Source organism: Sphingobacterium sp. UBA7625 (assembly GCF_002484085.1).
Classification (GTDB): domain Bacteria; phylum Bacteroidota; class Bacteroidia; order Sphingobacteriales; family Sphingobacteriaceae; genus Sphingobacterium; species Sphingobacterium athyrii.
Window position 1 is genome coordinate 14,158 of sequence record NZ_DLJD01000040.1, and the last position, 20,212, is coordinate 34,369.

Consider the following 20,212-nt stretch of genomic DNA (forward strand, 5'->3'; position numbering starts at 1 on the left):
AATGTCCAAATAAAACCCTGATACTTTCTCCGGCATCAACAGCGATATATATCCACAGAAGTTCTTTCCGGCAGTTCAAAAAAAGAGCCTCCCTTGTATTTCGGGAGGCTCTTGCATATATCCTTACTGACCCTTTATCGGTCAACCGAGTATTATTTTTTGACAATTTCGCCATAGAGATCGAAATCTTCCGCACGGTCGATTTTTACCTGAACAAAATCACCGATCCGCGCATAAGAATCCGCCGCTGAAATCAAGACCTCATTGTCCACTTCCGGAGAATCATATTCTGTTCGCCCGATAAAATAATCTCCGTCCACACGATCGACTAATACCTTATATGTATTGCCCACTTTCGATTGATTAATATCGTAAGAAATTCCTTGTTGAACCTCCATAATAGCCTCAACCCGTTCTTCTTTTATTTCTTGTGGAACATTGTCCTCCAAGGTATGCGCATGGGTCTTTTCCTCATGGGAATAGGTAAAACAGCCCAAACGGTCAAAACGAGTTTCTTCTACCCATTCCAACATCTCTTGAAAATCCTGCTCCGTCTCGTCGGGGTATCCACAGATTAATGTCGTACGCAACGCGATGTCAGGCACTCTATCCCGGATCGCATTGACAAGGTCGATCTGTTTCTGTTTGGTTGTCCCTCTGCGCATAGACTTCAACATTGGGTCTGAGATATGCTGCAATGGCATATCCAGGTAATTACAGATATTTGAACGCTCATTCATTGCATCCAAAATATCCATTGGAAAACCAGAAGGATAGGCATACTGTAAACGGATCCACTCAATACCATCTACATCGGACAAATGACGCATCAGGTCTGAAAGATTACGTTTCCCATAGATATCCAATCCATAATAGGTTAAATCTTGCGCTATTAAAATTAATTCCTTGGTTCCATTTGATGCCAAAAATTTCGCTTCCTTAACCAAGTCATCAATTGATTTGGAAACATGCTTACCGCGCATTAATGGGATTGCACAGAATGAACAAGGGCGGTTACAACCTTCTGCGATCTTAAAATAAGAAAAGTGGGAAGGAGTCGTCAATAAGCGTTCGCCCAATAATTCATGGCGATAGTCCGCTCCGATAGAAGCGAGTAAATCAGGCAAATCATTTGTCCCGAAATAGGCATCCACACTCGGAATTTCAGCTTGCAGTTCGGGTTTATAACGTTCCGAAAGACATCCGGTAACAATCACCTTATTGATCTTACCTTGGTCCTTTAATTCTGAATATTGTAAGATTGCATCAATAGACTCCTGTTTGGCATTGTCAATAAAGCCACAGGTATTGATGACAACAATGTCATTCTCCTGTATATTTGAGGCCTCATGGACAACTTCCATCTGATTACCTTTCAGTTGGCCCATCAGCACTTCACTATCGTGAATATTTTTCGAACAGCCCAAAGTAACGACGTTGACACGCGGTTTATTGACCAAAGGGACAGATTTCGTATATTTTGTCTTCATATGATTAGAAGGGTTTGTCGAGAAAAGAAAAGGGCTGATCAATCATTCCTAAGCAAAGGATGACAACCTTATTTCTGACAATAATTTTAATTTTCTATTTGAAAAGGGAGTCTACAAATTCCTTTTTATTAAATAATTGGAGATCGCCAATTTTTTCGCCTACACCAATGTATTTCACAGGAATCTTAAATTGATCAGATATCCCAATGACGACACCGCCTTTCGCTGTTCCGTCCAATTTCGTCAGCGCCAAAGCGTTTACGTCTGTCGCTTGTGTGAATTGGGTACATTGCTCTATGGCATTCTGACCTGTAGAAGCATCTAAGACCAACAAAATTTCATGTGGAGCGCCGGGAACGACTTTTTGCATGACATTTTTAATCTTGGTCAATTCATTCATTAGACCAACCTTATTATGTAAACGCCCTGCGGTATCAATAATACAGACATCTTCCCCATTAGCAACAGCAGACTTAACCGTATCATAAGCGACCGAAGCGGGATCCGAACCCATTGCCTGTGCCACAACGCGCACTCCAACACGCTCGCCCCACAACTTAAGCTGATCCACAGCTGCGGCACGAAATGTATCTGCGGCGCCTAACACGACTTTACTTCCAGCTTGTTTGAGCTGGTGGGCAAGTTTGCCTATTGTTGTCGTCTTACCAACACCATTCACTCCGACGACCATAATGACATAAGGTTTATGATCTCCGTAATTGAAGTTTTCAAAATCTGAGCTGTTATTTTCGGCAAGTAAGGTCTGAATCTCTTCTTTCAGTAAATTGTTTAGCTCTGAAGTGGAGACATATTTATCTCGGGCAACACGCGCTTGAATGCGGTCTATGATTTTTAAAGTCGTCGTAACCCCCACATCAGAAGTAACCAAAACCTCTTCCAAATTATCAAGCACATCGTCATCTACAGTAGATTTACCCACTACAGCTTTCGTTATCTTGGAAAGAAATCCTTCTTTGGTTTTTTCCAACCCCTTGTCTAAGGCTTGCTCTTCTTCTTGTGTTTGCGGTTTTTTCTTAAAAAAATCAAATAATCCCATGGAGTGTTTAGTGAAAATTGATGTCCAAATATAAACAAATGTCCTCAACAAAAAAAGCCCTTTCGGTAGGATACCAAAACGGCTATTTTTATCGAATTCTTTTTAAAGAAAAACTTTAAAAAAGGAAAATGTTACTAGTTATTTTTTTGAGCTTCTGCAAGCACGTCTTTCACTTTATCGTTGTGAACCATACCTTCTTTGAAAGTATACGCGCCAGTTTTTGCAGATTTAGTAGTAACAATAACCTTTGTAAATTCTTTACCGCCACCTTTTTGTAACGATGCAACTGCTTTCTTTGCCATGGTATTTAAATATTTTTACTCAGCCCGCTATTTGCAAGTGCTAAGAATGGGTGAATTACTTAATTTCTTTATGAACAGTAACTTTTCTCAATACTGGATTGAATTTTTTCAACTCCAAACGCTCAGTTGTGTTCTTTTTGTTTTTAGTAGTGATGTAACGAGACATTCCCGGAAGACCACTTTCTTTGTGTTCAGTACATTCTAAGATAACTTGTACTCTATTTCCTTTTTTAGCCATTGTTTTACTTTATTTTGAATCCTAATATAGGATTGAAATTCATGAATAATCTTAATGTAACAGGCGATAAATCAATATTAAATTGATCCTTTAACGATAAATTTATTGATCGCAGCTGTAATGCCGTTCTTGTTGATGGTCTTGATAGCAGAAGTAGATACTTTCAACGTAATCCAACGATCTTCTTCTGGAATGTAAAAACGTTTAGTTTGTAAATTTGGATAGAATTTACGTTTAGTTTTAACGTTTGAGTGAGAAACGTTATTTCCTGTTAACGCCGCTTTGCCTGTTAAATCACAAATTCTTGACATGATATTATCTTTTTTGTTGTCTTTATTACAATATGTTAATCCTTTGCACTCTCTGCAAAGAGTTTGCAAATATCTATATTTTTTTTTAGATAAGCAACAACATTATGGGAATTATTTTTAAAAATAGTTCTACACAGGAACGGTATGGGCAAAAATAAAGCATTTTATTGTATTATATTTGCTCTGTAAACAAAAATAGTTTTCAACAATTCACATTTATGAACAAATATCTTCGCAAGGGCCTAAGAGAAATAATCATCGGCACGTTGTTCGTTATCCTAGGTTATTACCTCATGGAGCAACGATCTAACTGGTACAAGTTAACCATGATCATCGGAGTTATTACATTCGGTATTGGTGTCCTGACATTAATCTATCGAATGATTCGGAAAGTGGACCGCGATGCACTTATTGAAATGCGTGAAGAGGCTCATAAGGAGGAAATTCATAAAAAAGAAAAGGAAGGGGATGCTGAACAAAACTAGAGGTATCGTCTTAAAAACAACGAATTATTCGGAAAGCAGCCTCGTTGCACAGATATATACCGAATCCTTTGGTATGCAATCGTACCTTATTGCCGGCGCACGTAAGCCAAAGGCTAAAATCAAAGCCAATATCTTACAGCCTCTGCATCTACTTGAAATTATAGCAACGCATAAGGATAATGGCTCACTACAGCGTATTTCCGAAGCCCGGCAGACACCAGTATTACAGGAAATACCTTACGATATTATAAAAAGTTCATTAGCTCTTTTCTTAAATGAAATATTGTACAAAATATTGAAAGAACAAGAAAGTGATCCTTATCTATTTGAATTCATCCATCAGTCTGTCCGCTGGCTAGACGAAACACATCTCAACCTGGCCAATTTTCACTTGGTATTTTTAATCAAACTAACGCGATTCCTTGGGTTTTACCCAACGGTTTCCAAACGAGCTCTTCCTTATTTTAACCTACATGAAGCAACGTTTTCAAATCTACTGCCGGAACATCCATTCGTGCTTCAGGAACCCCACACATCAATTTTTCGGAGCCTGACTGAAGCTGAATATTCAAATTGTGACCGTATCAGAATGTCCAGTACAGACAGGCAGTTTTTATTGGAAAAATTATTGGATTTCTACCGCCTTCATCGCACAAATTTCAAGGAGATAAAATCGCTGTATATTCTGGAAGAGATTTTTAGATAAAACATCTGTCCTTAGATTCTCCTTCGAAATAGCTGTCTATTTCTTACTCAGAACCAATTAACAGGCTTTTCACCTAAATAAATACTTGTTGCTTGTTCAAGTTTCGGCAAAGACGCTATTTTCAGACATTGATATAGCTATAATAATTGTTTTCCCAGATAAATTCTTGGTACATTTATTGTAACAGAATTGTGTTAACAATTGATTTACTAACACATATTTTTCACCTAAAAATCTTAAAATTATATGGAAATTAAAGATTGGTTTTTAAAAGTTGTAAGAGATAACTATGCAAATTTTAATGGACGTGCTCGTCGTAAAGAATATTGGATGTTCTTTCTAGCAAATGTTATTATCGGCGTAGTATTCGGAATTCTCGGTCAAATTGCAAGTGTATTTTCTTACATTTCATACCTTATAAGTTTAGCGTTGCTTATTCCGGGCATTGCCGTTGCTGTACGAAGATTACATGACACGAATAAATCAGGTTGGTTTTTATTATTGGGTCTTATCCCATTAGTCAACTTATACCTGATTTATCTGATGGTCATTGAAGGTGACAAAGGTCCTAATCAATATGGTCCGGATCCAAAGGCAGAGGAAAATGGAACAAACCATCCATTCAATCAGCCACAAGATCCATTTGGTTCTTCACAACCGAATAACTCCTTTGGAAGTTCACAGCCAGCACAAAATACGGGGAACAATGATCCGTTTGGAAATTCACAAACGCCTCCTGCACCTTCAACACCTCCTGCAGATAAAGATCCATTTGCATAGGTCGTTCTAACGGAACAAAAAAAGAGCTTTCATGGTAATGAAAGCTCTTTTTTTGTCTTGTGATTGCGAAATTTTCAGCGAAAGTGAAATTCAGCGAGATCAATGTCTATGTTTCTTTTTCTTCTGTTGTCCTGGAGCAAAATCTTTAGCTGATTGTTCTCCATAATATTTTTTTGCCTGACCTGGAGGCATACCTTTTGGTCCACGCCCATGTCTATGCCCATGATGGGTGGAATAACATGCGGACATTGAAATTGCCATCACCACAGAAAGGATTACTATTAAAGTACGTTTCATGTTAAACATCTATTTGAAACATTTATGCAATTATCAGTCCAAATTTTATTTCAATAAAAAAGCCCATGCTTATCGCATGGGCCTTTTCACAATAAATATATCTTGAATCTAATTAGATAACTCTTACATTTACCGCATTAAGACCTTTACGGCCTTGTTCAACTTCGTAAGATACATTGTCATTCTCACGAACTTTGTCAATTAATCCAGAAACGTGAACAAAAATCTCGCTCTCGCCTGAATTAGGGATGATGAAACCGAAACCTTTGGTCTCATTAAAGAATTTTACTTTACCTTCTTGCATGGCACTATTTTATTAATTTCCCTAAAGGTATAGAAATAAAATCAAAAATCTTAACGTTTTTATTTTTTTTATCCGTTAAACTTTTTTGTCTACTTTGGCTCCAATCTTGTAGCAATGCGACAATAGCAATCGTATTATTATAAAACTTTAAGATAGTAAAACATGAAAAAAATATTATTAGGACTGGCTTTTTTAGGTTTGATGACAAAACTAAACGCTCAACAAATGGTAAATAAAGAATTTGTATCCACAGTGGGTCGCGCAGAAGAAGAAGTAACCCCGGACATCATCTATATAGATGTTACACTGAAGGAATTTTATGACAATGGAAACACCAAGAAAAAGGTTGCCATAGACAAGTTAGAAAAAGATCTCTTCGACTCTGCAACAAAAGCCGGTGTTAAAAAAGAAGATTTTACGATCCAGAATATCTGGAGTTACAATACACCTGAAAAAAAGAAAAAGGATACCGATATTCTGCTTTCCAGACAATACCGCATTAAGGTCACTAACCTAAACAATTTAGACCAATTGTTGGATGGTGTTGACAGAGCAGGCATTCAGAACACTTACATCAGTGAATACGATTACTCGAAGAAAAAAGAACTTGAAAAGACCTTAAAAACGAAAGCTGTATTGGATGCGAAGGCGAATGCGCAGATTCTTGCCGAAGCAGCTGGACAAAAAATCGGTAAAGCGATCGTACTTTCGGAAACACCGCAACAGATTATCTTTAGCGCCCAGCCTATGATGCGTAATGCAATGTATAAAGGTGCCATGGCCGAAGCAGCCGATGTTGCCAGTGATGGTGGTCTTGATCTCAATATCAGACCAATGAAAGTAACGAGCGAAATCAGCGCCTCATTCGAGTTATTATAATCATGCAGCGGGAATTATCTCCAGAAGATAAAAAGAAACAAATTGACCAGGATTTCGGTTGGATAGACCGAATATCCTGGCTAATGGATAATCAATTCAAGATTGGTAACTTTCGTTTCGGACTAGACCCTATTTTGAACCTGATTCCTTTGGGCGGAGCTATTGCCGGTTTCGGCACCTCATTAGTCCTGGTCATCGCCATGTGGCGAAATGGGGCTAGCCCCAAATTAGTTATCCGTATGCTACTTAATATCAGCCTCGACGCAATATTAGGGAGCATCCCTTTCCTTGGTAATATTTTCGACTTTTACAGCAAAGCCAATGAAAAGAACATCAAACTGCTGCGTGAGCACTATTACGAGGGTCGGCACAAAGGTTCGGGCATTGGTATTATCTTAACAATCGTATTGATCCTATTTATCTTAATAGCTGCTACTTGTTACCTGATCTGGACTTTCTTTTCCTGGGCATTTTCACTGTTCAATGGGATTTCTTTCTAAGATCAAGCCCTTTTTATCCCACCTTTCTTTTGCAGCACAACTTTGATATAAAACAATTGTGCATATCTAATATCTATTTAATAATTTTGATAGCGGTAGATCCAGTTGTGACACGGTCTCTCAACACTAATTTAAGCATTAAAAAATGAGCAAAAAAAGAATATTTGCCCTGCTTCTGATTGTCATCATGCTGGCAGCTATACTGACAAACCCGAGCAAAGAGGAACATGAAAAAATTGTCCGTGCAAAGGCTGAGCAATTACTAAAAAGTCAGCTTCATGCAAAAGACCAGGCTTTTTTCGGATTGGGAATGCAACTTTTCGGCAACAAATTAGTGGACAATTTTGTCCAGAATTCCGTTGTTATAGACAATTATTATCTTTTTTCCCTTACCAAGATCAAATGGCAAGGCACAGAACAGATTATCGGTGGTGGCGCGTTTAAACAGATCTGGCTGAGCCCCAAGATTGATGAAAAAGCAGATGAAATTATTGCTGCATTGAAAAAAATCTAATATGTCCTTAGAAATTCTTTACGAAGATGAATCCATTGTGGCGATCAATAAGCCCCATGGTCTTTTGGTACATCGTTCATCCATTGCGCGTGACACGTCCGAATTTGCCCTTCAACTACTACGTGACCAGCTGGGCAAAACCGTATACCCTGCTCATCGCCTGGACCGTAAAACTGGCGGGGTTCTTTTGTTTTCGCTGAACAAAGAAACGGATCAATACCTGCAAAAAAGCTTTCAGGAACATCAAATTGATAAAAAATACCTTGCCGTGCTCCGAGGATTTGCGCCTGAGGAAGGGGTTATCGACTATCCTTTGAAAAAGGAAAATGGCACATTACAAGATGCACAGACATCATTCCGATTATTAGCCAAGAGTGAACTCGATATTCCTTTCGGGAAATTTCCAACGTCAAGGTACAGTCTTGTTGAAGCCAATCCACTTACAGGTCGCATGCATCAATTACGGCGTCACTTTGCGCATATCTTTTACCCCATTATCGGCGATCGTCCGCATGGCTGCAATAAACAAAACAAATTCTGGAAAGAGAACTACCAGATGGATACCATGCTATTGCATGCCTCGGAAGTGACTTTCAAACACCCTTTGTCGGGCGAGACCATCCATATAACCGCTCCGGTCCAATCCGATTTCCAGAAAGTACTTGGAATCTTAAACATACACGAATGATGTTAAAATTAATTCTCGAAGCATTTATTAGCATATCTGGTATCACGGCGGCATCTGGTATTGTCTACCACAATGATGAGCTTCATATTGTCTCGGACAACAGCAATTACCTGTATAGCTATAACCTCGCTCAGCAACGCTTATCCAAAACAGCCTTATTGGAAGCTGAGCCCATGGAAAATATCAGCAAAGCGAATAAAATGGATCTTGAATCCATTACTTTCGATGGCAACCGTTACTTCCTCTATGGATCGGGATCCACTGAAAAAAGAAACAATCGTTTTATTTGGGATGGAAACGAGGTTGTAAAGGAAGACTACAGCAAAATCTACGCGCATTTAATGCAGAAATTTAAGATCAGTAAAGATGACTTTAACATCGAGGGGGTGGTTCATATTGATGACCGGATATTGTTGTTTAATCGGGGCAATGGCCCACAAGGAATCAATGCAATTTTAGAATACAACGGTAAAGCTGAAGATAAATCGCGGTGTATTCCAGTCGAATTACCGACGATAAAGGGAATCAGTACCGGTTTTTCGGATGCCGCACTTGTCGGAGAAGACATTTATTTCATCGCGACCGCGGAGGATGCGAAATCGACCTATCTTGACGGCGAGATCGCTGGGTCGTTACTTGGAAAAATATCAGCTGATCTGTCTTCCGGGCCGGAAGTATTCCAAATCCCCGGAAATCATAAATTTGAGGGCATTACCTTCAAGGAGAAAACTGATAAGGGTTTAATTTTCCTGCTATGCGAAGATACGGATACAGAAGACGCTGAACTGACTGTTTATTCGTTGAATGTAACGAATTAAATCGTTTGTTCTAAAATAGATTCAAAGCTAGGAATCACGTATATTTTATTAAATTTGCAACTGATTAAAACTTAATTTTTATGTTAAAAAATACTGCCCTTTCGGAGACGCACATTGCTTTAGGAGCAAAGATGGTTCCCTTCGCAGGCTTCAACATGCCAGTACAATATACCGGTATCAATGATGAGCACGAAACAGTTCGTACAGGTGTGGGAGTTTTTGATGTAAGCCACATGGGTGAATTCATCCTCAAAGGTGAAAAGGCCCTGGATCTTCTTCAAAAAATCTCTTCAAACGACGTGTCGAAATTATATGACGGTAAAGTCCAATATGCTTATATTCCAAACGAAACTGGCGGTGTAGTAGACGATTTTCTAACATACCGAATCGACGATAATACCTATTTTTTGGTTGTCAATGCGTCCAATATTGAGAAAGACTGGAACTGGATTTCCAAATATAATACCGATGGTGTGGAAATGAAAAATATTTCTGACCAGACTTCTTTATTTGCCGTTCAGGGCCCTAAAGCAGCGGATGCCTTACAATCGCTGACAGATATCGAGCTTGCGCCAATGGAATACTATACCTTTGCCAAAGGTACTTTTGCGGGGGTAGATAACGTATTGGTATCCGCTACAGGATATACCGGTGCCGGTGGTTTCGAGATTTACGTGGCCAATGAAGATGCACAAAAAGTTTGGGACGCTATTTTTGAAGCCGGAAAAGCTTACGGAATCAAACCGATCGGATTGGGTGCCCGCGATACTTTACGGTTAGAAATGGGTTTCTGCCTTTATGGAAATGACATCGACGACAACACTTCGCCTTTAGAGGCTGGGTTAGGTTGGGTAACGAAGTTCACGAAAGACTTTGTCAACTCCGCTGCACTTAAAGCCGAAAAAGAAGCCGGACTTAAAAAGAAACTGGTTGGTTTTGAAATGATCGACAGAGGTATCCCGCGTCACGATTATGAGATCGTAGATGCTGATGGCAATGTGATTGGCCGTGTTACTTCCGGAACGCAATCTCCGACGTTGAAAAAATCGGTTGGTCTGGGTTACGTAGATACTGCATTCGCAAAAGACGGTGCAGATATTTTTATCCATATCCGTAATCAAAAAGTAAAAGCTAAAGTAACAAAACCGCCGTTTGTAAAATAATAGTAGAGACAATAAATAAAAAAGAGCAGAAAACGATCGTTTTCTGCTCTTTTTTATGTGTTATAAGTAAGAAACTCGCTCCTATTTACTTTTCCCCTTCGTCTGCTTAGCGGCATATTGCTGCTTTTTTTCGCGATCTTTCTCCTGAATCACAACTTTTATGCGTTTGCTTAAGACAACCTTAAGGTAAATAAGTACCACCAAAAATGCAATAGACAATCCCGTCACCAGCATATTTCCGGCTTTATATCCTTCAAATCCACAATACGCCAAAAATACAATGGCCAAGTTCAATACAATATTCAGTATAAAATATTTTGTCATATTATTTTTTTGTTAATCCCAATACCCGTTGTCTCCATCCACCAAAGAAATAGAAAGCTCCACCGATAATATTGAGCAGTACGATGGCCAGTGCCATCAACATCCGCTCACTATTGGGAATTGTCCTGGAAAGCATAATTTCCCGTAAGACCAATATCACCCACAAAAGGGATAATAGAATAGAAAGACTGCCTAATATGGGGAAAATACCTAAGCTAAATAGCCGGGCGAATAGGGCTACGATATAAAAAGCAAGACTAAACATGAAAGCCTGTTTAGTCTGATGCTCCAAATTTTTCATATTAATAAACGTCTAACTCTGGATCGATTTCTTCTTTCCAGGCCAAAATGCCGCCTTTTAAATTTGCAAGATTATCAAAACCTTGTTGTTCCAATAACATAATTGCCTGCGCTGAACGTTTTCCAGAACGACATTGAACGATAACAGGTTTGTCTTTGGAGATTTTATCTGCCTCGATCAGGATCCCTGATAGTGGAATATTCAAACCGTTCAAATTTGAAACCTCATATTCAAATGACTCACGCACATCAATCAATTGAAAATCTTCATTGTTATCGATCTTATTCTTTAATTCCTGTACAGATACTTCTTTCATTGTCAAAAAATTTATAATCAAATATACTACATTTTTTTCTGAATTGTCTGTCTTCAAAGGCCATCAGGAACATTCGTGTCTGTTGCTCATTCAAGGGAACCACGAAAGCGCTATTGAATGCATCTTTTTACTAAAAGATTGACAACTTCATTTCAACTTTTATCGTCCTAAGGGTAAAGATAAAAAGCCTTAATTGGCGGATAGCACGAATTTCCACAAAAATTACGGGCGAAATCAGTATCTTCATCCGAACATTACTAACTTTATGAATTCAGTACCTAGAATATTTTTAGCCTTATCATTAATTACGCTATCTACCATTACATTTGGACAGCAGGTGATTTCCGAACAACAGCGTCAGGATGTGAGCCGTATCTTAAATACCCTGGCATCGGATGATATGCGTGGACGATCGGCTCTGACAAAGGACATTGAGCCAGCGGCAGATTTTATCGCAGGGGAGATGCAAAAAATAGGCCTCAAGCCTTATGCCGAAACGTCTTTCAGACAAACATTCGAGCTGGACAAGCTCTCGCCCAAAAGCAACGTCGCGACGATCAATAAAAAGACTGTTCCCGCTGAGCATATCATATCATTGGGTAACCACGTCGCGCTCAAATGGGATGAAAAAAGTCCTGTAAAAGTGGTTTATATTGCATCCGGCGCAGATTTCTCCCAAGCCTTTCGGGAGCATTCCCTATCCAAAGAAAACACGCTTGTACTGGTAGACCCTTCTTTTGAAGCCTCTTTTGTCCGTTTTGGGCAAATGCTCAACAATCCTAAATTTATTGAAGATCCGAACATACAAAAACCTTCGATAGTCTATCTGTTAAGCGCAGAAACACCAAAAACATTTCAAGTCCATATCGAACGGGATCTTGAGCACTTCCCGCTTTTCAACATTGCCGGCGTTATCCCCGGAAAGAGCAAACCCGATGAGTACGTCATCTTTTCCGGGCATTATGACCATATTGGTATATTGCCAGCCGTAGGACAAGATTCAATTGCCAACGGAGCCGATGACGATGCATCCGGAGTAACGGCGATGTTGACCCTCGCAGACTACTATAAAAAGAAAAACAGCAATGAAAGGACACTTATTTTTGTGGCATTTACAGCCGAAGAACTCGGCATGTATGGTTCAAAATATTTTTCTAACCATATCAATGCGGATCAGGTCGTGGCGATGATCAACATGGAAATGATCGGAAAAGATTCAAAATTTGGACCTAATACCGTCTACATAACGGGATATGATCAATCCGACTTGGGTAAATTAATGCAGGAAAACCTAAAGAACACAACCTTCAAATTTTATCCTGATCCGTATACAAAACAAAATTTATTCTATCGCAGTGATAATGCCGTGTTAGCGGCAAAGGGTGTGCCCGCACATTCATTTTCTACATCCCAAATGGACAAGGATGAATATTACCATACGGTAAAGGATGAAGTCGCCACGTTAAACGTTCAAAATATTATTTCCAGCATCGAGGCAATCGCTATCGGCACTTCGGGCATTGTGGAAGGCAAACAAACGCCTTCACGCGTGGAAAAATTAAAAGATTAAGAAGCGGCTGTACGATCTATTGCCCGTTGCATGACATAGTCATTCAATACGAAGTCATAATAGGGAGTATCAACAGTTTCGACAACCTGAAAGCCCTGCTTTAAATAGAAATGATAAGCAGGGTTATTTCTATTGACATTGAGTTCCAAAATATCCTTGCCTTTGTTTTTTGCTTTGTCCATGGCAAAATCAATCAACGCCTTCCCGAAACCTTTCCCCTGTACATTGGGCATCAAATACAGCTTCTCAATCCGGAGTTTATCTGCAAAAGTTTTCAGTGCAATAAAACCCTGACCGATACCATCTTCCTTCAAAATATAAAAAAACTGCCCATTAACCATTCCCTCAGCTAATCCCTCAACAGTATAGCTTTTCTCCAGCATAAAATCAATCTGTTCTTTTGAAAGTATTTCTCCATAAGCGTCCGGCCATATGATATAGGCCATATTGGAAATACTACGGATGTCTGTCTGTTCGGCTAATTCTATCGTTATCATGCGATCGTCTCTCCTATTAAAATATATTTTGATTCTGAAAATCCGAGCTTAAATAAGCCGTCTTTCTCGGTTTCATAAAGATCTTCATCTATTTTCCGAAGTCCTTCTGTCACAATTTCTTCGCCTTGGCTGTCTATTTTTAGCTGCTCCCCGCCCACTTTCCATTTTGTAAAACCGGTAGTAACAAAATAGTAGCGCATTCCTCGGGCCAATAATACCACATTGATCAGATCAAGGTAGCGCTGGTAGTGTGCAAGACTTATTTGATCCGTAATAATATTGACCGCCTTATACTGATGTTCAACAAGATATTCGATGGCGGACTGTAAAAAATTATCACGATATGGGATGACTTTTAAATTTTCCTGGAGCGGCTCTATATGATTCTGCGCAAAAACAACATCAAACTTGTACCCTCTCGCATCCAGCTGATCAACCAGATTATTTTCGATGACAATAGATGGGCTCCATTCCAGCAGTTGCCCCAAATCTTCTTCTTCGATCAGAAAAAGATCTTCAATCAGCAGCGCAGGTTCCTGATTCTCTCGAACGATATGATGCGATGACATTTCGAAAGATTTAATAACCTAATCTGCGCAAGGTGATGTAAGCCATCAACCCCGTACTGATTTCCAATGCGGATTCATCGACATCGAATGTAGGCGTATGCACCGCAGAAGCTATTCCTTTCGCCTTATTTCCTGTACCTAATCGGTAGAAACAAGCATTGATCTCCTGCGAGTAGTACGAGAAATCTTCCGCAGCCGGCCAAAGGTCCAAATCAACGACATTTTCCTTTCCGAGATACTCCTCCGCAAAAGCACGTGCATTCTTGGTGAGTGCAGGGGCGTTAATCAAAAATGGATAGCCTTTACGCACTTCAAAGTCGCAGGTAGCCCCCATACTTTCGGCGATTCCGACAGCCATTTTCACCATCGCCTCATGTGCTTCTGTGCGCCATTGCTCATCGAATGTGCGGAATGTACCCTCGAGATAAACCTGATCAGGAATAATATTTGTCGCACCATTAGCGATGATTTTGCCAAAAGACAGAACAGTCGGTGTACGCGGATCCGCAAAACGGCTTGCTATCTGCTGTAAAGCGGTAATAATATGCGCTGTGATCACAATCGGATCGATATTCTGATGCGGATGTGCTCCATGCCCCCCTCTTCCTTTTACGGTCATAAACAACTCATCACAGGAAGCCATGTATTTACCTTCACGAAATCCGACTTTGCCCGTTTCGATAAACGGCATTACATGTTGACCTATGATAGCGGAAGGTGCCGGATTTTGTAGTGCTCCTTCTTTGATCATAATGGACGCTCCGCCGGGCAAACGCTCTTCCCCGGGCTGAAAGATTAATTTCACCGTGCCACCAAATTCAGCTTTCAGGCTATGTAATATCTTTGCGGTTCCCAACAACGAGGACGTGTGTACATCATGGCCACAAGCATGCATGACCCCCGGAGTATTGGATCCATAAGGTCGGCCTTCAACTTCCTGAATAGGCAATGCATCCATATCCGCACGCAAAGCGATTACTTCATCCGAAGGGAGTTCACCCTGAATTAAGGCCACAATACCCGTGTCTGCTTTTGCTTCGTAAGGGATTCCTAATTGATCCAGCTGTACCTTTACAAATGCCGAGGTATTATATTCTTCAAAGGAAAGTTCAGGATTTTGATGAAGATGTCTGCGGTTAGCAACTGTATCTTCAAAATATTGATGGGCTAAGGCCAGGACTTTTTCTTTCGTACTTGCCATGAGGTTGTTTGATTTATTGATAAACAAAAACGCTTTCTGAAAATACGAAAACGTTACTAAAATATTGCCGCAGCTCACGCATAAACGCATTTGCTTCGGAACGACTTCTAAAGTCGCCCACCTTCACCCGATAATTGGGTTCATCATAAGTGATATAGGTATCAACATCTTTATACATTCCCCGAAAACGAGTTTGCTCCGAAAAAGCTTGGTTTCGACTGGCTCCGGCAAAGATCTGCACGCGAAAACCTCTCACCTTGACGCGTGTTGCAGCAGATCGTACAACAGGTTTCGAAGGGACTGTTGTGGTTTTGCTTTCGACAGGATTGATTCCCATTGCTGCCCTAAAATTTTGAAGCTGTGTAATCAAAGAATCTTTGGTTACAATAACTCCACCCTTTTCCTGTGCTTTTACATGAACGATCGTAAATAGCACAAATGCATGTATGAAAATCAATCCTCTCTTCAGCATAGTTTAACCTTTCTTATCGATTAGTTATTTGCGCCGTGGCAATTTTTATATTTTTTACCGGAACCACAAGGACATTCGTCATTGCGTCCCACTGTATTCTCGTTACGAACAGGTTCTTTTGGACCATCATTCATATCCTCTTCACTGACACCTGTTGGGGAAGCCAACTCTGCTTTTGTTTCAACCGTTTTTACAGGTGCTTGGGTTACTTGTCTAGCCTGTAATGAGGTTGTTTCCTGCCCTGGGATCTCACCTTTGAAAATAAAGCTCACGACGTCCTTGTTCATAGAAGCCAACATAGACTTGAACAAATTAAAGGCTTCCATTTTATAGATAATGATTGGATCCTTTTGTTCATAAACAGCATTTTGAACAGATTGTTTTAGATCATCCATTTCACGTAAATGCTCTTTCCATGCTTCGTCGATCAAAGCCAATACAATGCCTTTTTCAAAGGATTTGAAAACCTCTTTACCATTGCTATCAATCGCTTTCTTCAGATTCGCAGAAACTTGAATACCACGGATACCATCTGTAAATGGAATTACCACGTTTTCAACAATCTGTCCTCGTTCAGCATACACATTATTCAATACAGGAACTGTTAATGCACCAATCGCTTCTATTTTATGATGATATGCTCTGCTTGCTTGATCAAAAAGACGATCTGTCAACCCTTCGATCTTTCCTTGGGCAAATTCTTCTGCCGTGATTTCTGGTGTGATGGCAAAAATACGGATGACCTCAATTTGAAAGTCTTCGTAATTTCCTTGCTCCTTCGCTTCAGCGACAATCTCCTCAGCAACGTCAAAGATCATATTATTCAAATCCACATCCAAACGTTCACCAAACAATGCATTTTTACGCTTCGTATAGATTACGGTACGTTGTGAGTTCATTACGTCATCGTATTCCAATAGACGCTTACGAATTCCAAAGTTGTTCTCCTCAACCTTACGTTGTGCTCGTTCGATAGATTTGGTCAACATGCTATGTTGCATCACTTCACCCTCTTCGACCCCCATTTTCACCATGATATTGGAGATTCTTTCAGAAGCAAACAAACGCATTAAGTTGTCTTCTAACGATACGAAGAATTGTGATGATCCCGGATCTCCCTGACGACCAGCACGACCACGTAGCTGACGGTCGACACGACGGGATTCATGTCTTTCAGTACCGATAATTGCAAGACCACCAGCATTTTTTACTTCTTCAGTCAATTTAATATCCGTACCACGACCCGCCATATTCGTCGCGATAGTCACTTGTCCGGGACGTCCGGCTTCAGCAACGATATCGGCTTCTTTTTGGTGAAGCTTTGCATTCAATACATTATGTCTGATCTTACGTAATTGAAGCATACGGCTCAATAGCTCGGAAATTTCTACCGATGTTGTACCGACTAGCACAGGGCGTCCCTGATCTGTCAACCGTTGAATTTCTTCGGCTACTGCGTTGTATTTTTCGCGTGCAGTACGGTAAATCAGATCCTGACGGTCTTCCCGTTGGGCAACACGATTGGTAGGAATTTCTACAACATCCAATTTATAAATTTCCCAAAGTTCTCCGGCTTCTGTTGAAGCAGTACCTGTCATACCCGAAAGTTTATGGTACATACGGAAGTAGTTCTGCAAGGTAATCGTCGCATAAGTTTGTGTCGCATCTTCGACTTTCACATTCTCTTTTGCTTCGATCGCTTGGTGCAAACCGTCTGAGTAGCGACGACCATCCATGATACGGCCTGTTTGCTCATCGACAATTTTCACTTTACCCTCATCCACGATATATTCCACATCATTCTCAAACAGGGTATATGCTTTCAATAGTTGATTAATGGAGTGGATACGATCTGCTTTAATCGAGTAATCACGCAATAAATCTTCTTTCTGAGCGGCTTTTTCTTCCAAGGTCAACGAAGACTTTTCAATTTCCGCAATTTCAGTACCTACATCAGGTAGAATAAAGAATGAAGGATCCTCTCCTGTCGCTGTGATTAATTCAATACCTTTTTCAGTCAGTTCGACCTGATTGTTCTTCTCATCAATGACAAAATAAAGCTCTGCATCAACTTTAGGCATATTTTTATTTTGCTCTTGCATATAGTAGTTTTCTACTTTTTGCAAGATAGAACGATTGGCACCTTCACTCAAGAATTTGATCAAGGCTTTATTTTTAGGTAAACCCCTGTACGCTCTCAATAAAGCTAGACCACCACCTTCTACATCAGAATCACCTGCAGCCAATGCCTTTTTAGCATCATTTAATACGGTATTGATATAAGCTTTTTGAACATGTACCAAACGCTCAATACGTGGTTTTAATTGATAGAATTCATGTTGATCGCCACGCGGGATCGGACCTGAAATAATCAATGGCGTACGGGCATCGTCAATTAAAACGGAGTCAACCTCATCGACCATGGCAAAATGCAATTTACCTTGCACCAATGCATCAGGCGTCTGAACCATATTATCACGTAAATAGTCGAAACCAAATTCGTTGTTCGTACCATATACGATATCCGATTGGTAAGCCTTACGACGTTGTGGCGAGTTTGGTTGGTGTTTATCAATACAATCTACGGATAGGCCATGGAATTCAAATAAAGGTGCGTTCCATTCGGAGTCACGACGGGCAAGATAGTCATTGACCGTCACGATATGTACCCCTTGTCCGGAAAGTGCGTTTAGATAAGTTGGCAAGGTTCCGACCAATGTCTTACCCTCACCGGTCGCCATCTCAGCAATCTTTCCGCTATGCAGTACAATACCACCGATCAACTGTACATCATAATGTATCATATTCCAGGTTACCTCAGTACCTGCTGCCATCCACTTATTTTTCCAGATCGCTTTATCACCATTGATAATAACGTTTGGCTTGTAGACAGCGAGTTCTCGGTCAAAATCGCTGGCAGTAACTTCCAATTCTTCGTTTTCTGTCAAACGTCTTGAAGTTTCCTTCACCACAGCAAACGCCTCAGGCAAAATATCCTTCAATACCTCTTCCAACTTCTTATCACGATCTTTCGACAATTTGTCCACTTGTTCGTAAATAGAAGTCTTTTTAGCCATATCGTCCTCATCTTGATCCGCCTCTTTTTTAAGCGTATCTATTTCTTGGTCAATATCTGCGAGGTAATTCTTAATTCTTTCTTTGAAGTCAGCGGTCTTGGCACGTAACTCGTCATTGGTTAGATTTGAAAGTTTATCATATTCAGCTTTGATTTGCTCTACAACCGGCTGAATCCCCTTGATATCTCTTTCGGATTTACTTCCAAATAATTTACTTAAAAACTTTAACATAATTTTTTTTCTATCTCAACTAAAGATTTTGTACAATAATGACTCCAAAGTAAAATTGCAGACAATTTGACACTAATCGGGCAAATTTAGTTATTAGATATGATATCTAACAGCTTACCACTATTTTTTTTGCGTTATTTTTTTCAATCGGATGCGCATCTTATTTTACCAACCGGTAGCGCTGCTGCAGGAGCCTCTTGCTATTGCGGCCACCAAATCGTAAGACGGTGTTATGAAAGAAACAATTTTTTATCCGAATGCGGGATAAAGCCCATCTCCTGTGCCTTTTGAAACATTTTAGTAATTGCATTCCGTCCTTCAATGCCCAATTCAACTGAATATTTATTGACATAAAGTTCAATATGCTTATACATCACTTCCTCACTCATCTCCTGCGCATGGCTACGGATAAATTCCAATCCGGACTTTGGATTTGCAAAGGCAAACTCGACACTCTCTTTTAAAATTGCATTAAGCGTTTCTTTCACATCCTTCGGCAATGAACGTTTTACGACAATACCACCCAACGGAATCGGAAATTTTGTCGTACTTTCCCAATATTCGCCCAAATCGACGACTTTATACAGCCCTTTTTCTGCATAGGTAAACCTATTTTCATGAATAATAAGCCCCAAATCAATTGAACCATCCAATAGTGCGCCTTCTATATCAGAAAAAACCAGTTCTATTTTATTGGTTAATTCCGGAAATGCCAAGCCCAACAGAAAATTTGCAGTCGTAAACTTCCCTGGATATCCCACCTTTAACTTATCAAATTCGCCTAGACCGTCAGCATTTTTTAGTTTCTCCTGGAGCACTTCTGCCAAAGCAGCATCTTTAGTGATCAGCATCGGCCCTACGCCAAAGCCCAAGGCGCTGCCCGCATCCAACAGTTCGTAATCTTCAACGGCATAAGCAAAAGCATGATAGCTCAATTTGGTGATATCCAGTTCTCCCTGAAAAGCCTTTAAATTCAATGTCTCAACGTCCTGATAAGCTACGTCAAAATCCAACCCTTTGGTATCTATTTTATGATGGATCAAGGCATCAAAAATAAATGTATCGTTCGGACAGGGAGAAAACCCCAATGTTAATTTCATTTTATTCTTCTTTAAAAAATGG

General features: G+C 40.0%; 26 protein-coding genes. 10 read left to right on the plus strand and 16 right to left on the minus strand.

Going from position 1 to position 20,212, the window contains the following annotated elements; all coding sequences use genetic code 11:
* Positions 1-152: 152 nt before the first annotated feature.
* The 5 genes from rimO to rpmB form a co-directional block, all read right to left on the minus strand.
* The gene (gene rimO / locus B4G94_RS16825) at positions 153-1,490 is read right to left on the minus strand and encodes a 30S ribosomal protein S12 methylthiotransferase RimO (RefSeq protein WP_286860292.1); all 1,338 of its coding nucleotides are present in this window, start codon (positions 1,488-1,490) and stop codon (positions 153-155) included.
* Positions 1,491-1,584: 94 nt separating this feature from the next.
* Positions 1,585-2,547 (minus strand): signal recognition particle-docking protein FtsY, encoded by a 963-nt coding sequence (gene ftsY / locus B4G94_RS16830; RefSeq protein ID WP_077436836.1) that lies wholly within the window; start codon positions 2,545-2,547, stop codon positions 1,585-1,587.
* 134 nt (positions 2,548-2,681) lie between these two features.
* A complete protein-coding gene (locus B4G94_RS16835; RefSeq protein WP_104384714.1) occupies positions 2,682-2,849 on the minus strand; it encodes a DUF4295 domain-containing protein in 168 nt (55 codons plus the stop codon).
* Between the two features lie 55 nt (positions 2,850-2,904).
* The gene (rpmG, locus tag B4G94_RS16840; RefSeq protein WP_002998409.1) at positions 2,905-3,087 is read right to left on the minus strand and encodes a 50S ribosomal protein L33; all 183 of its coding nucleotides are present in this window, start codon (positions 3,085-3,087) and stop codon (positions 2,905-2,907) included.
* Between the two features lie 77 nt (positions 3,088-3,164).
* A complete protein-coding gene (rpmB, locus tag B4G94_RS16845; RefSeq protein WP_046672597.1) occupies positions 3,165-3,398 on the minus strand; it encodes a 50S ribosomal protein L28 in 234 nt (77 codons plus the stop codon).
* A gap of 218 nt (positions 3,399-3,616) precedes the next feature.
* Between rpmB and B4G94_RS16850 the strand changes: the two genes are divergently transcribed.
* The 3 genes from B4G94_RS16850 to B4G94_RS16860 all read left to right on the plus strand — a co-directional run bounded on the left by B4G94_RS16850 (position 3,617) and on the right by B4G94_RS16860 (position 5,369).
* On the plus strand, positions 3,617-3,883 hold the full coding sequence (locus B4G94_RS16850; protein ID WP_286860298.1) for a signal peptidase: 267 nt from the start codon (positions 3,617-3,619) through the stop codon (positions 3,881-3,883).
* Complete coding sequence (recO, locus tag B4G94_RS16855; protein WP_108635377.1) at positions 3,867-4,589, plus strand: DNA repair protein RecO; 723 nt, start codon at positions 3,867-3,869, stop codon at positions 4,587-4,589. Before B4G94_RS16850 ends, recO begins: the two co-directional genes overlap by 17 nt.
* 246 nt (positions 4,590-4,835) lie before the next feature.
* Positions 4,836-5,369, plus strand: coding sequence for a DUF805 domain-containing protein (locus B4G94_RS16860; protein WP_286860301.1), 534 nt, complete (start codon positions 4,836-4,838; stop codon positions 5,367-5,369).
* Between the two features lie 99 nt (positions 5,370-5,468).
* Here B4G94_RS16860 and B4G94_RS16865 read toward each other — a convergent pair whose 3' ends face one another.
* Together B4G94_RS16865 and B4G94_RS16870 are read right to left on the minus strand one after the other, a co-directional pair.
* Positions 5,469-5,666, minus strand: a complete 198-nt coding sequence (locus B4G94_RS16865) for a quinol oxidase subunit 4 (protein WP_108635502.1) — start codon at positions 5,664-5,666, stop codon at positions 5,469-5,471.
* 112 nt (positions 5,667-5,778) lie between these two features.
* Entirely contained in the window at positions 5,779-5,970 is a 192-nt protein-coding gene (locus tag B4G94_RS16870) for a cold-shock protein (RefSeq protein ID WP_104384719.1), read from the minus strand.
* A gap of 162 nt (positions 5,971-6,132) precedes the next feature.
* On the opposite strand from B4G94_RS16870, the gene B4G94_RS16875 reads away from it, so the two are divergent.
* From B4G94_RS16875 to gcvT, 6 genes are all read left to right on the plus strand, one after another.
* The gene (locus B4G94_RS16875; protein WP_108635379.1) at positions 6,133-6,849 is read left to right on the plus strand and encodes an SIMPL domain-containing protein; all 717 of its coding nucleotides are present in this window, start codon (positions 6,133-6,135) and stop codon (positions 6,847-6,849) included.
* A 2-nt stretch (positions 6,850-6,851) separates the two neighbouring features.
* Entirely contained in the window at positions 6,852-7,349 is a 498-nt protein-coding gene (locus B4G94_RS16880; RefSeq protein WP_108635380.1) for a DUF4112 domain-containing protein, read from the plus strand.
* Between the two features lie 145 nt (positions 7,350-7,494).
* Positions 7,495-7,863, plus strand: coding sequence for a DUF4359 domain-containing protein (locus B4G94_RS16885; RefSeq protein WP_165305139.1), 369 nt, complete (start codon positions 7,495-7,497; stop codon positions 7,861-7,863).
* 1 nt (position 7,864) lies between these two features.
* The gene (locus B4G94_RS16890) at positions 7,865-8,551 is read left to right on the plus strand and encodes a pseudouridine synthase (protein WP_286860310.1); all 687 of its coding nucleotides are present in this window, start codon (positions 7,865-7,867) and stop codon (positions 8,549-8,551) included.
* The gene (locus B4G94_RS16895) at positions 8,548-9,369 is read left to right on the plus strand and encodes a DUF6929 family protein (protein ID WP_286860313.1); all 822 of its coding nucleotides are present in this window, start codon (positions 8,548-8,550) and stop codon (positions 9,367-9,369) included. Before B4G94_RS16890 ends, B4G94_RS16895 begins: the two co-directional genes overlap by 4 nt.
* Before the next feature lie 80 nt (positions 9,370-9,449).
* On the plus strand, positions 9,450-10,532 hold the full coding sequence (gcvT, locus tag B4G94_RS16900) for a glycine cleavage system aminomethyltransferase GcvT (RefSeq protein WP_108635384.1): 1,083 nt from the start codon (positions 9,450-9,452) through the stop codon (positions 10,530-10,532).
* An 81-nt stretch (positions 10,533-10,613) separates the two neighbouring features.
* On the opposite strand, the gene B4G94_RS16905 is transcribed toward gcvT, so the two are convergent.
* From B4G94_RS16905 to B4G94_RS16915, 3 genes are read right to left on the minus strand one after another with little or no spacing between them, the layout of a single operon-like run.
* Positions 10,614-10,856: a DUF6358 family protein gene (locus tag B4G94_RS16905; RefSeq protein ID WP_108635385.1), complete on the minus strand. Its 243-nt coding sequence runs from the start codon at positions 10,854-10,856 to the stop codon at positions 10,614-10,616.
* 1 nt (position 10,857) lies between these two features.
* Positions 10,858-11,157: a hypothetical protein gene (locus B4G94_RS16910; RefSeq protein WP_286860318.1), complete on the minus strand. Its 300-nt coding sequence runs from the start codon at positions 11,155-11,157 to the stop codon at positions 10,858-10,860.
* A gap of 1 nt (position 11,158) precedes the next feature.
* Complete coding sequence (locus B4G94_RS16915; RefSeq protein ID WP_088159763.1) at positions 11,159-11,473, minus strand: rhodanese-like domain-containing protein; 315 nt, start codon at positions 11,471-11,473, stop codon at positions 11,159-11,161.
* A 265-nt stretch (positions 11,474-11,738) separates the two neighbouring features.
* On the opposite strand from B4G94_RS16915, the gene B4G94_RS16920 reads away from it, so the two are divergent.
* On the plus strand, positions 11,739-13,043 hold the full coding sequence (locus tag B4G94_RS16920) for a M20/M25/M40 family metallo-hydrolase (RefSeq protein ID WP_286860321.1): 1,305 nt from the start codon (positions 11,739-11,741) through the stop codon (positions 13,041-13,043).
* Here B4G94_RS16920 and B4G94_RS16925 read toward each other — a convergent pair.
* From B4G94_RS16925 to B4G94_RS16950, 6 genes are all read right to left on the minus strand, one after another.
* Positions 13,040-13,540: a GNAT family N-acetyltransferase gene (locus tag B4G94_RS16925; protein ID WP_286860323.1), complete on the minus strand. Its 501-nt coding sequence runs from the start codon at positions 13,538-13,540 to the stop codon at positions 13,040-13,042. The two genes, B4G94_RS16920 and B4G94_RS16925, sit on opposite strands and share 4 nt — an antisense overlap.
* On the minus strand, positions 13,537-14,109 hold the full coding sequence (locus B4G94_RS16930) for a thiamine diphosphokinase (protein ID WP_286860326.1): 573 nt from the start codon (positions 14,107-14,109) through the stop codon (positions 13,537-13,539). The genes B4G94_RS16925 and B4G94_RS16930 overlap by 4 nt, the downstream gene beginning before the upstream one ends.
* A 10-nt stretch (positions 14,110-14,119) precedes the next feature.
* On the minus strand, positions 14,120-15,310 hold the full coding sequence (locus tag B4G94_RS16935) for a M20 metallopeptidase family protein (protein WP_286860328.1): 1,191 nt from the start codon (positions 15,308-15,310) through the stop codon (positions 14,120-14,122).
* Positions 15,311-15,323: 13 nt separating this feature from the next.
* Positions 15,324-15,782, minus strand: coding sequence for an SPOR domain-containing protein (locus B4G94_RS16940; protein ID WP_108635390.1), 459 nt, complete (start codon positions 15,780-15,782; stop codon positions 15,324-15,326).
* A gap of 20 nt (positions 15,783-15,802) precedes the next feature.
* Entirely contained in the window at positions 15,803-19,090 is a 3,288-nt protein-coding gene (gene secA, locus B4G94_RS16945; protein ID WP_286860330.1) for a preprotein translocase subunit SecA, read from the minus strand.
* A 230-nt stretch (positions 19,091-19,320) separates the two neighbouring features.
* Complete coding sequence (locus tag B4G94_RS16950) at positions 19,321-20,190, minus strand: menaquinone biosynthesis family protein (RefSeq protein ID WP_165305133.1); 870 nt, start codon at positions 20,188-20,190, stop codon at positions 19,321-19,323.
* Positions 20,191-20,212 lie beyond the last annotated feature (22 nt).

Coding starts and splice junctions, on each gene's coding strand:
- rimO (WP_286860292.1), bottom strand. CDS start 1,490: ATGAAGACAAAATATACGAAATCTGTCCCTTTGGTCAATAAACCGCGT.
- ftsY (WP_077436836.1), bottom strand. CDS start 2,547: ATGGGATTATTTGATTTTTTTAAGAAAAAACCGCAAACACAAGAAGAA.
- B4G94_RS16835 (WP_104384714.1), bottom strand. CDS start 2,849: ATGGCAAAGAAAGCAGTTGCATCGTTACAAAAAGGTGGCGGTAAAGAA.
- rpmG (WP_002998409.1), bottom strand. CDS start 3,087: ATGGCTAAAAAAGGAAATAGAGTACAAGTTATCTTAGAATGTACTGAA.
- rpmB (WP_046672597.1), bottom strand. CDS start 3,398: ATGTCAAGAATTTGTGATTTAACAGGCAAAGCGGCGTTAACAGGAAAT.
- B4G94_RS16850 (WP_286860298.1), top strand. CDS start 3,617: ATGAACAAATATCTTCGCAAGGGCCTAAGAGAAATAATCATCGGCACG.
- recO (WP_108635377.1), top strand. CDS start 3,867: ATGCTGAACAAAACTAGAGGTATCGTCTTAAAAACAACGAATTATTCG.
- B4G94_RS16860 (WP_286860301.1), top strand. CDS start 4,836: ATGGAAATTAAAGATTGGTTTTTAAAAGTTGTAAGAGATAACTATGCA.
- B4G94_RS16865 (WP_108635502.1), bottom strand. CDS start 5,666: ATGAAACGTACTTTAATAGTAATCCTTTCTGTGGTGATGGCAATTTCA.
- B4G94_RS16870 (WP_104384719.1), bottom strand. CDS start 5,970: ATGCAAGAAGGTAAAGTAAAATTCTTTAATGAGACCAAAGGTTTCGGT.
- B4G94_RS16875 (WP_108635379.1), top strand. CDS start 6,133: ATGAAAAAAATATTATTAGGACTGGCTTTTTTAGGTTTGATGACAAAA.
- B4G94_RS16880 (WP_108635380.1), top strand. CDS start 6,852: ATGCAGCGGGAATTATCTCCAGAAGATAAAAAGAAACAAATTGACCAG.
- B4G94_RS16885 (WP_165305139.1), top strand. CDS start 7,495: ATGAGCAAAAAAAGAATATTTGCCCTGCTTCTGATTGTCATCATGCTG.
- B4G94_RS16890 (WP_286860310.1), top strand. CDS start 7,865: ATGTCCTTAGAAATTCTTTACGAAGATGAATCCATTGTGGCGATCAAT.
- B4G94_RS16895 (WP_286860313.1), top strand. CDS start 8,548: ATGATGTTAAAATTAATTCTCGAAGCATTTATTAGCATATCTGGTATC.
- gcvT (WP_108635384.1), top strand. CDS start 9,450: ATGTTAAAAAATACTGCCCTTTCGGAGACGCACATTGCTTTAGGAGCA.
- B4G94_RS16905 (WP_108635385.1), bottom strand. CDS start 10,856: ATGACAAAATATTTTATACTGAATATTGTATTGAACTTGGCCATTGTA.
- B4G94_RS16910 (WP_286860318.1), bottom strand. CDS start 11,157: ATGAAAAATTTGGAGCATCAGACTAAACAGGCTTTCATGTTTAGTCTT.
- B4G94_RS16915 (WP_088159763.1), bottom strand. CDS start 11,473: ATGAAAGAAGTATCTGTACAGGAATTAAAGAATAAGATCGATAACAAT.
- B4G94_RS16920 (WP_286860321.1), top strand. CDS start 11,739: ATGAATTCAGTACCTAGAATATTTTTAGCCTTATCATTAATTACGCTA.
- B4G94_RS16925 (WP_286860323.1), bottom strand. CDS start 13,540: ATGATAACGATAGAATTAGCCGAACAGACAGACATCCGTAGTATTTCC.
- B4G94_RS16930 (WP_286860326.1), bottom strand. CDS start 14,109: ATGTCATCGCATCATATCGTTCGAGAGAATCAGGAACCTGCGCTGCTG.
- B4G94_RS16935 (WP_286860328.1), bottom strand. CDS start 15,310: ATGGCAAGTACGAAAGAAAAAGTCCTGGCCTTAGCCCATCAATATTTT.
- B4G94_RS16940 (WP_108635390.1), bottom strand. CDS start 15,782: ATGCTGAAGAGAGGATTGATTTTCATACATGCATTTGTGCTATTTACG.
- secA (WP_286860330.1), bottom strand. CDS start 19,090: ATGTTAAAGTTTTTAAGTAAATTATTTGGAAGTAAATCCGAAAGAGAT.
- B4G94_RS16950 (WP_165305133.1), bottom strand. CDS start 20,190: ATGAAATTAACATTGGGGTTTTCTCCCTGTCCGAACGATACATTTATT.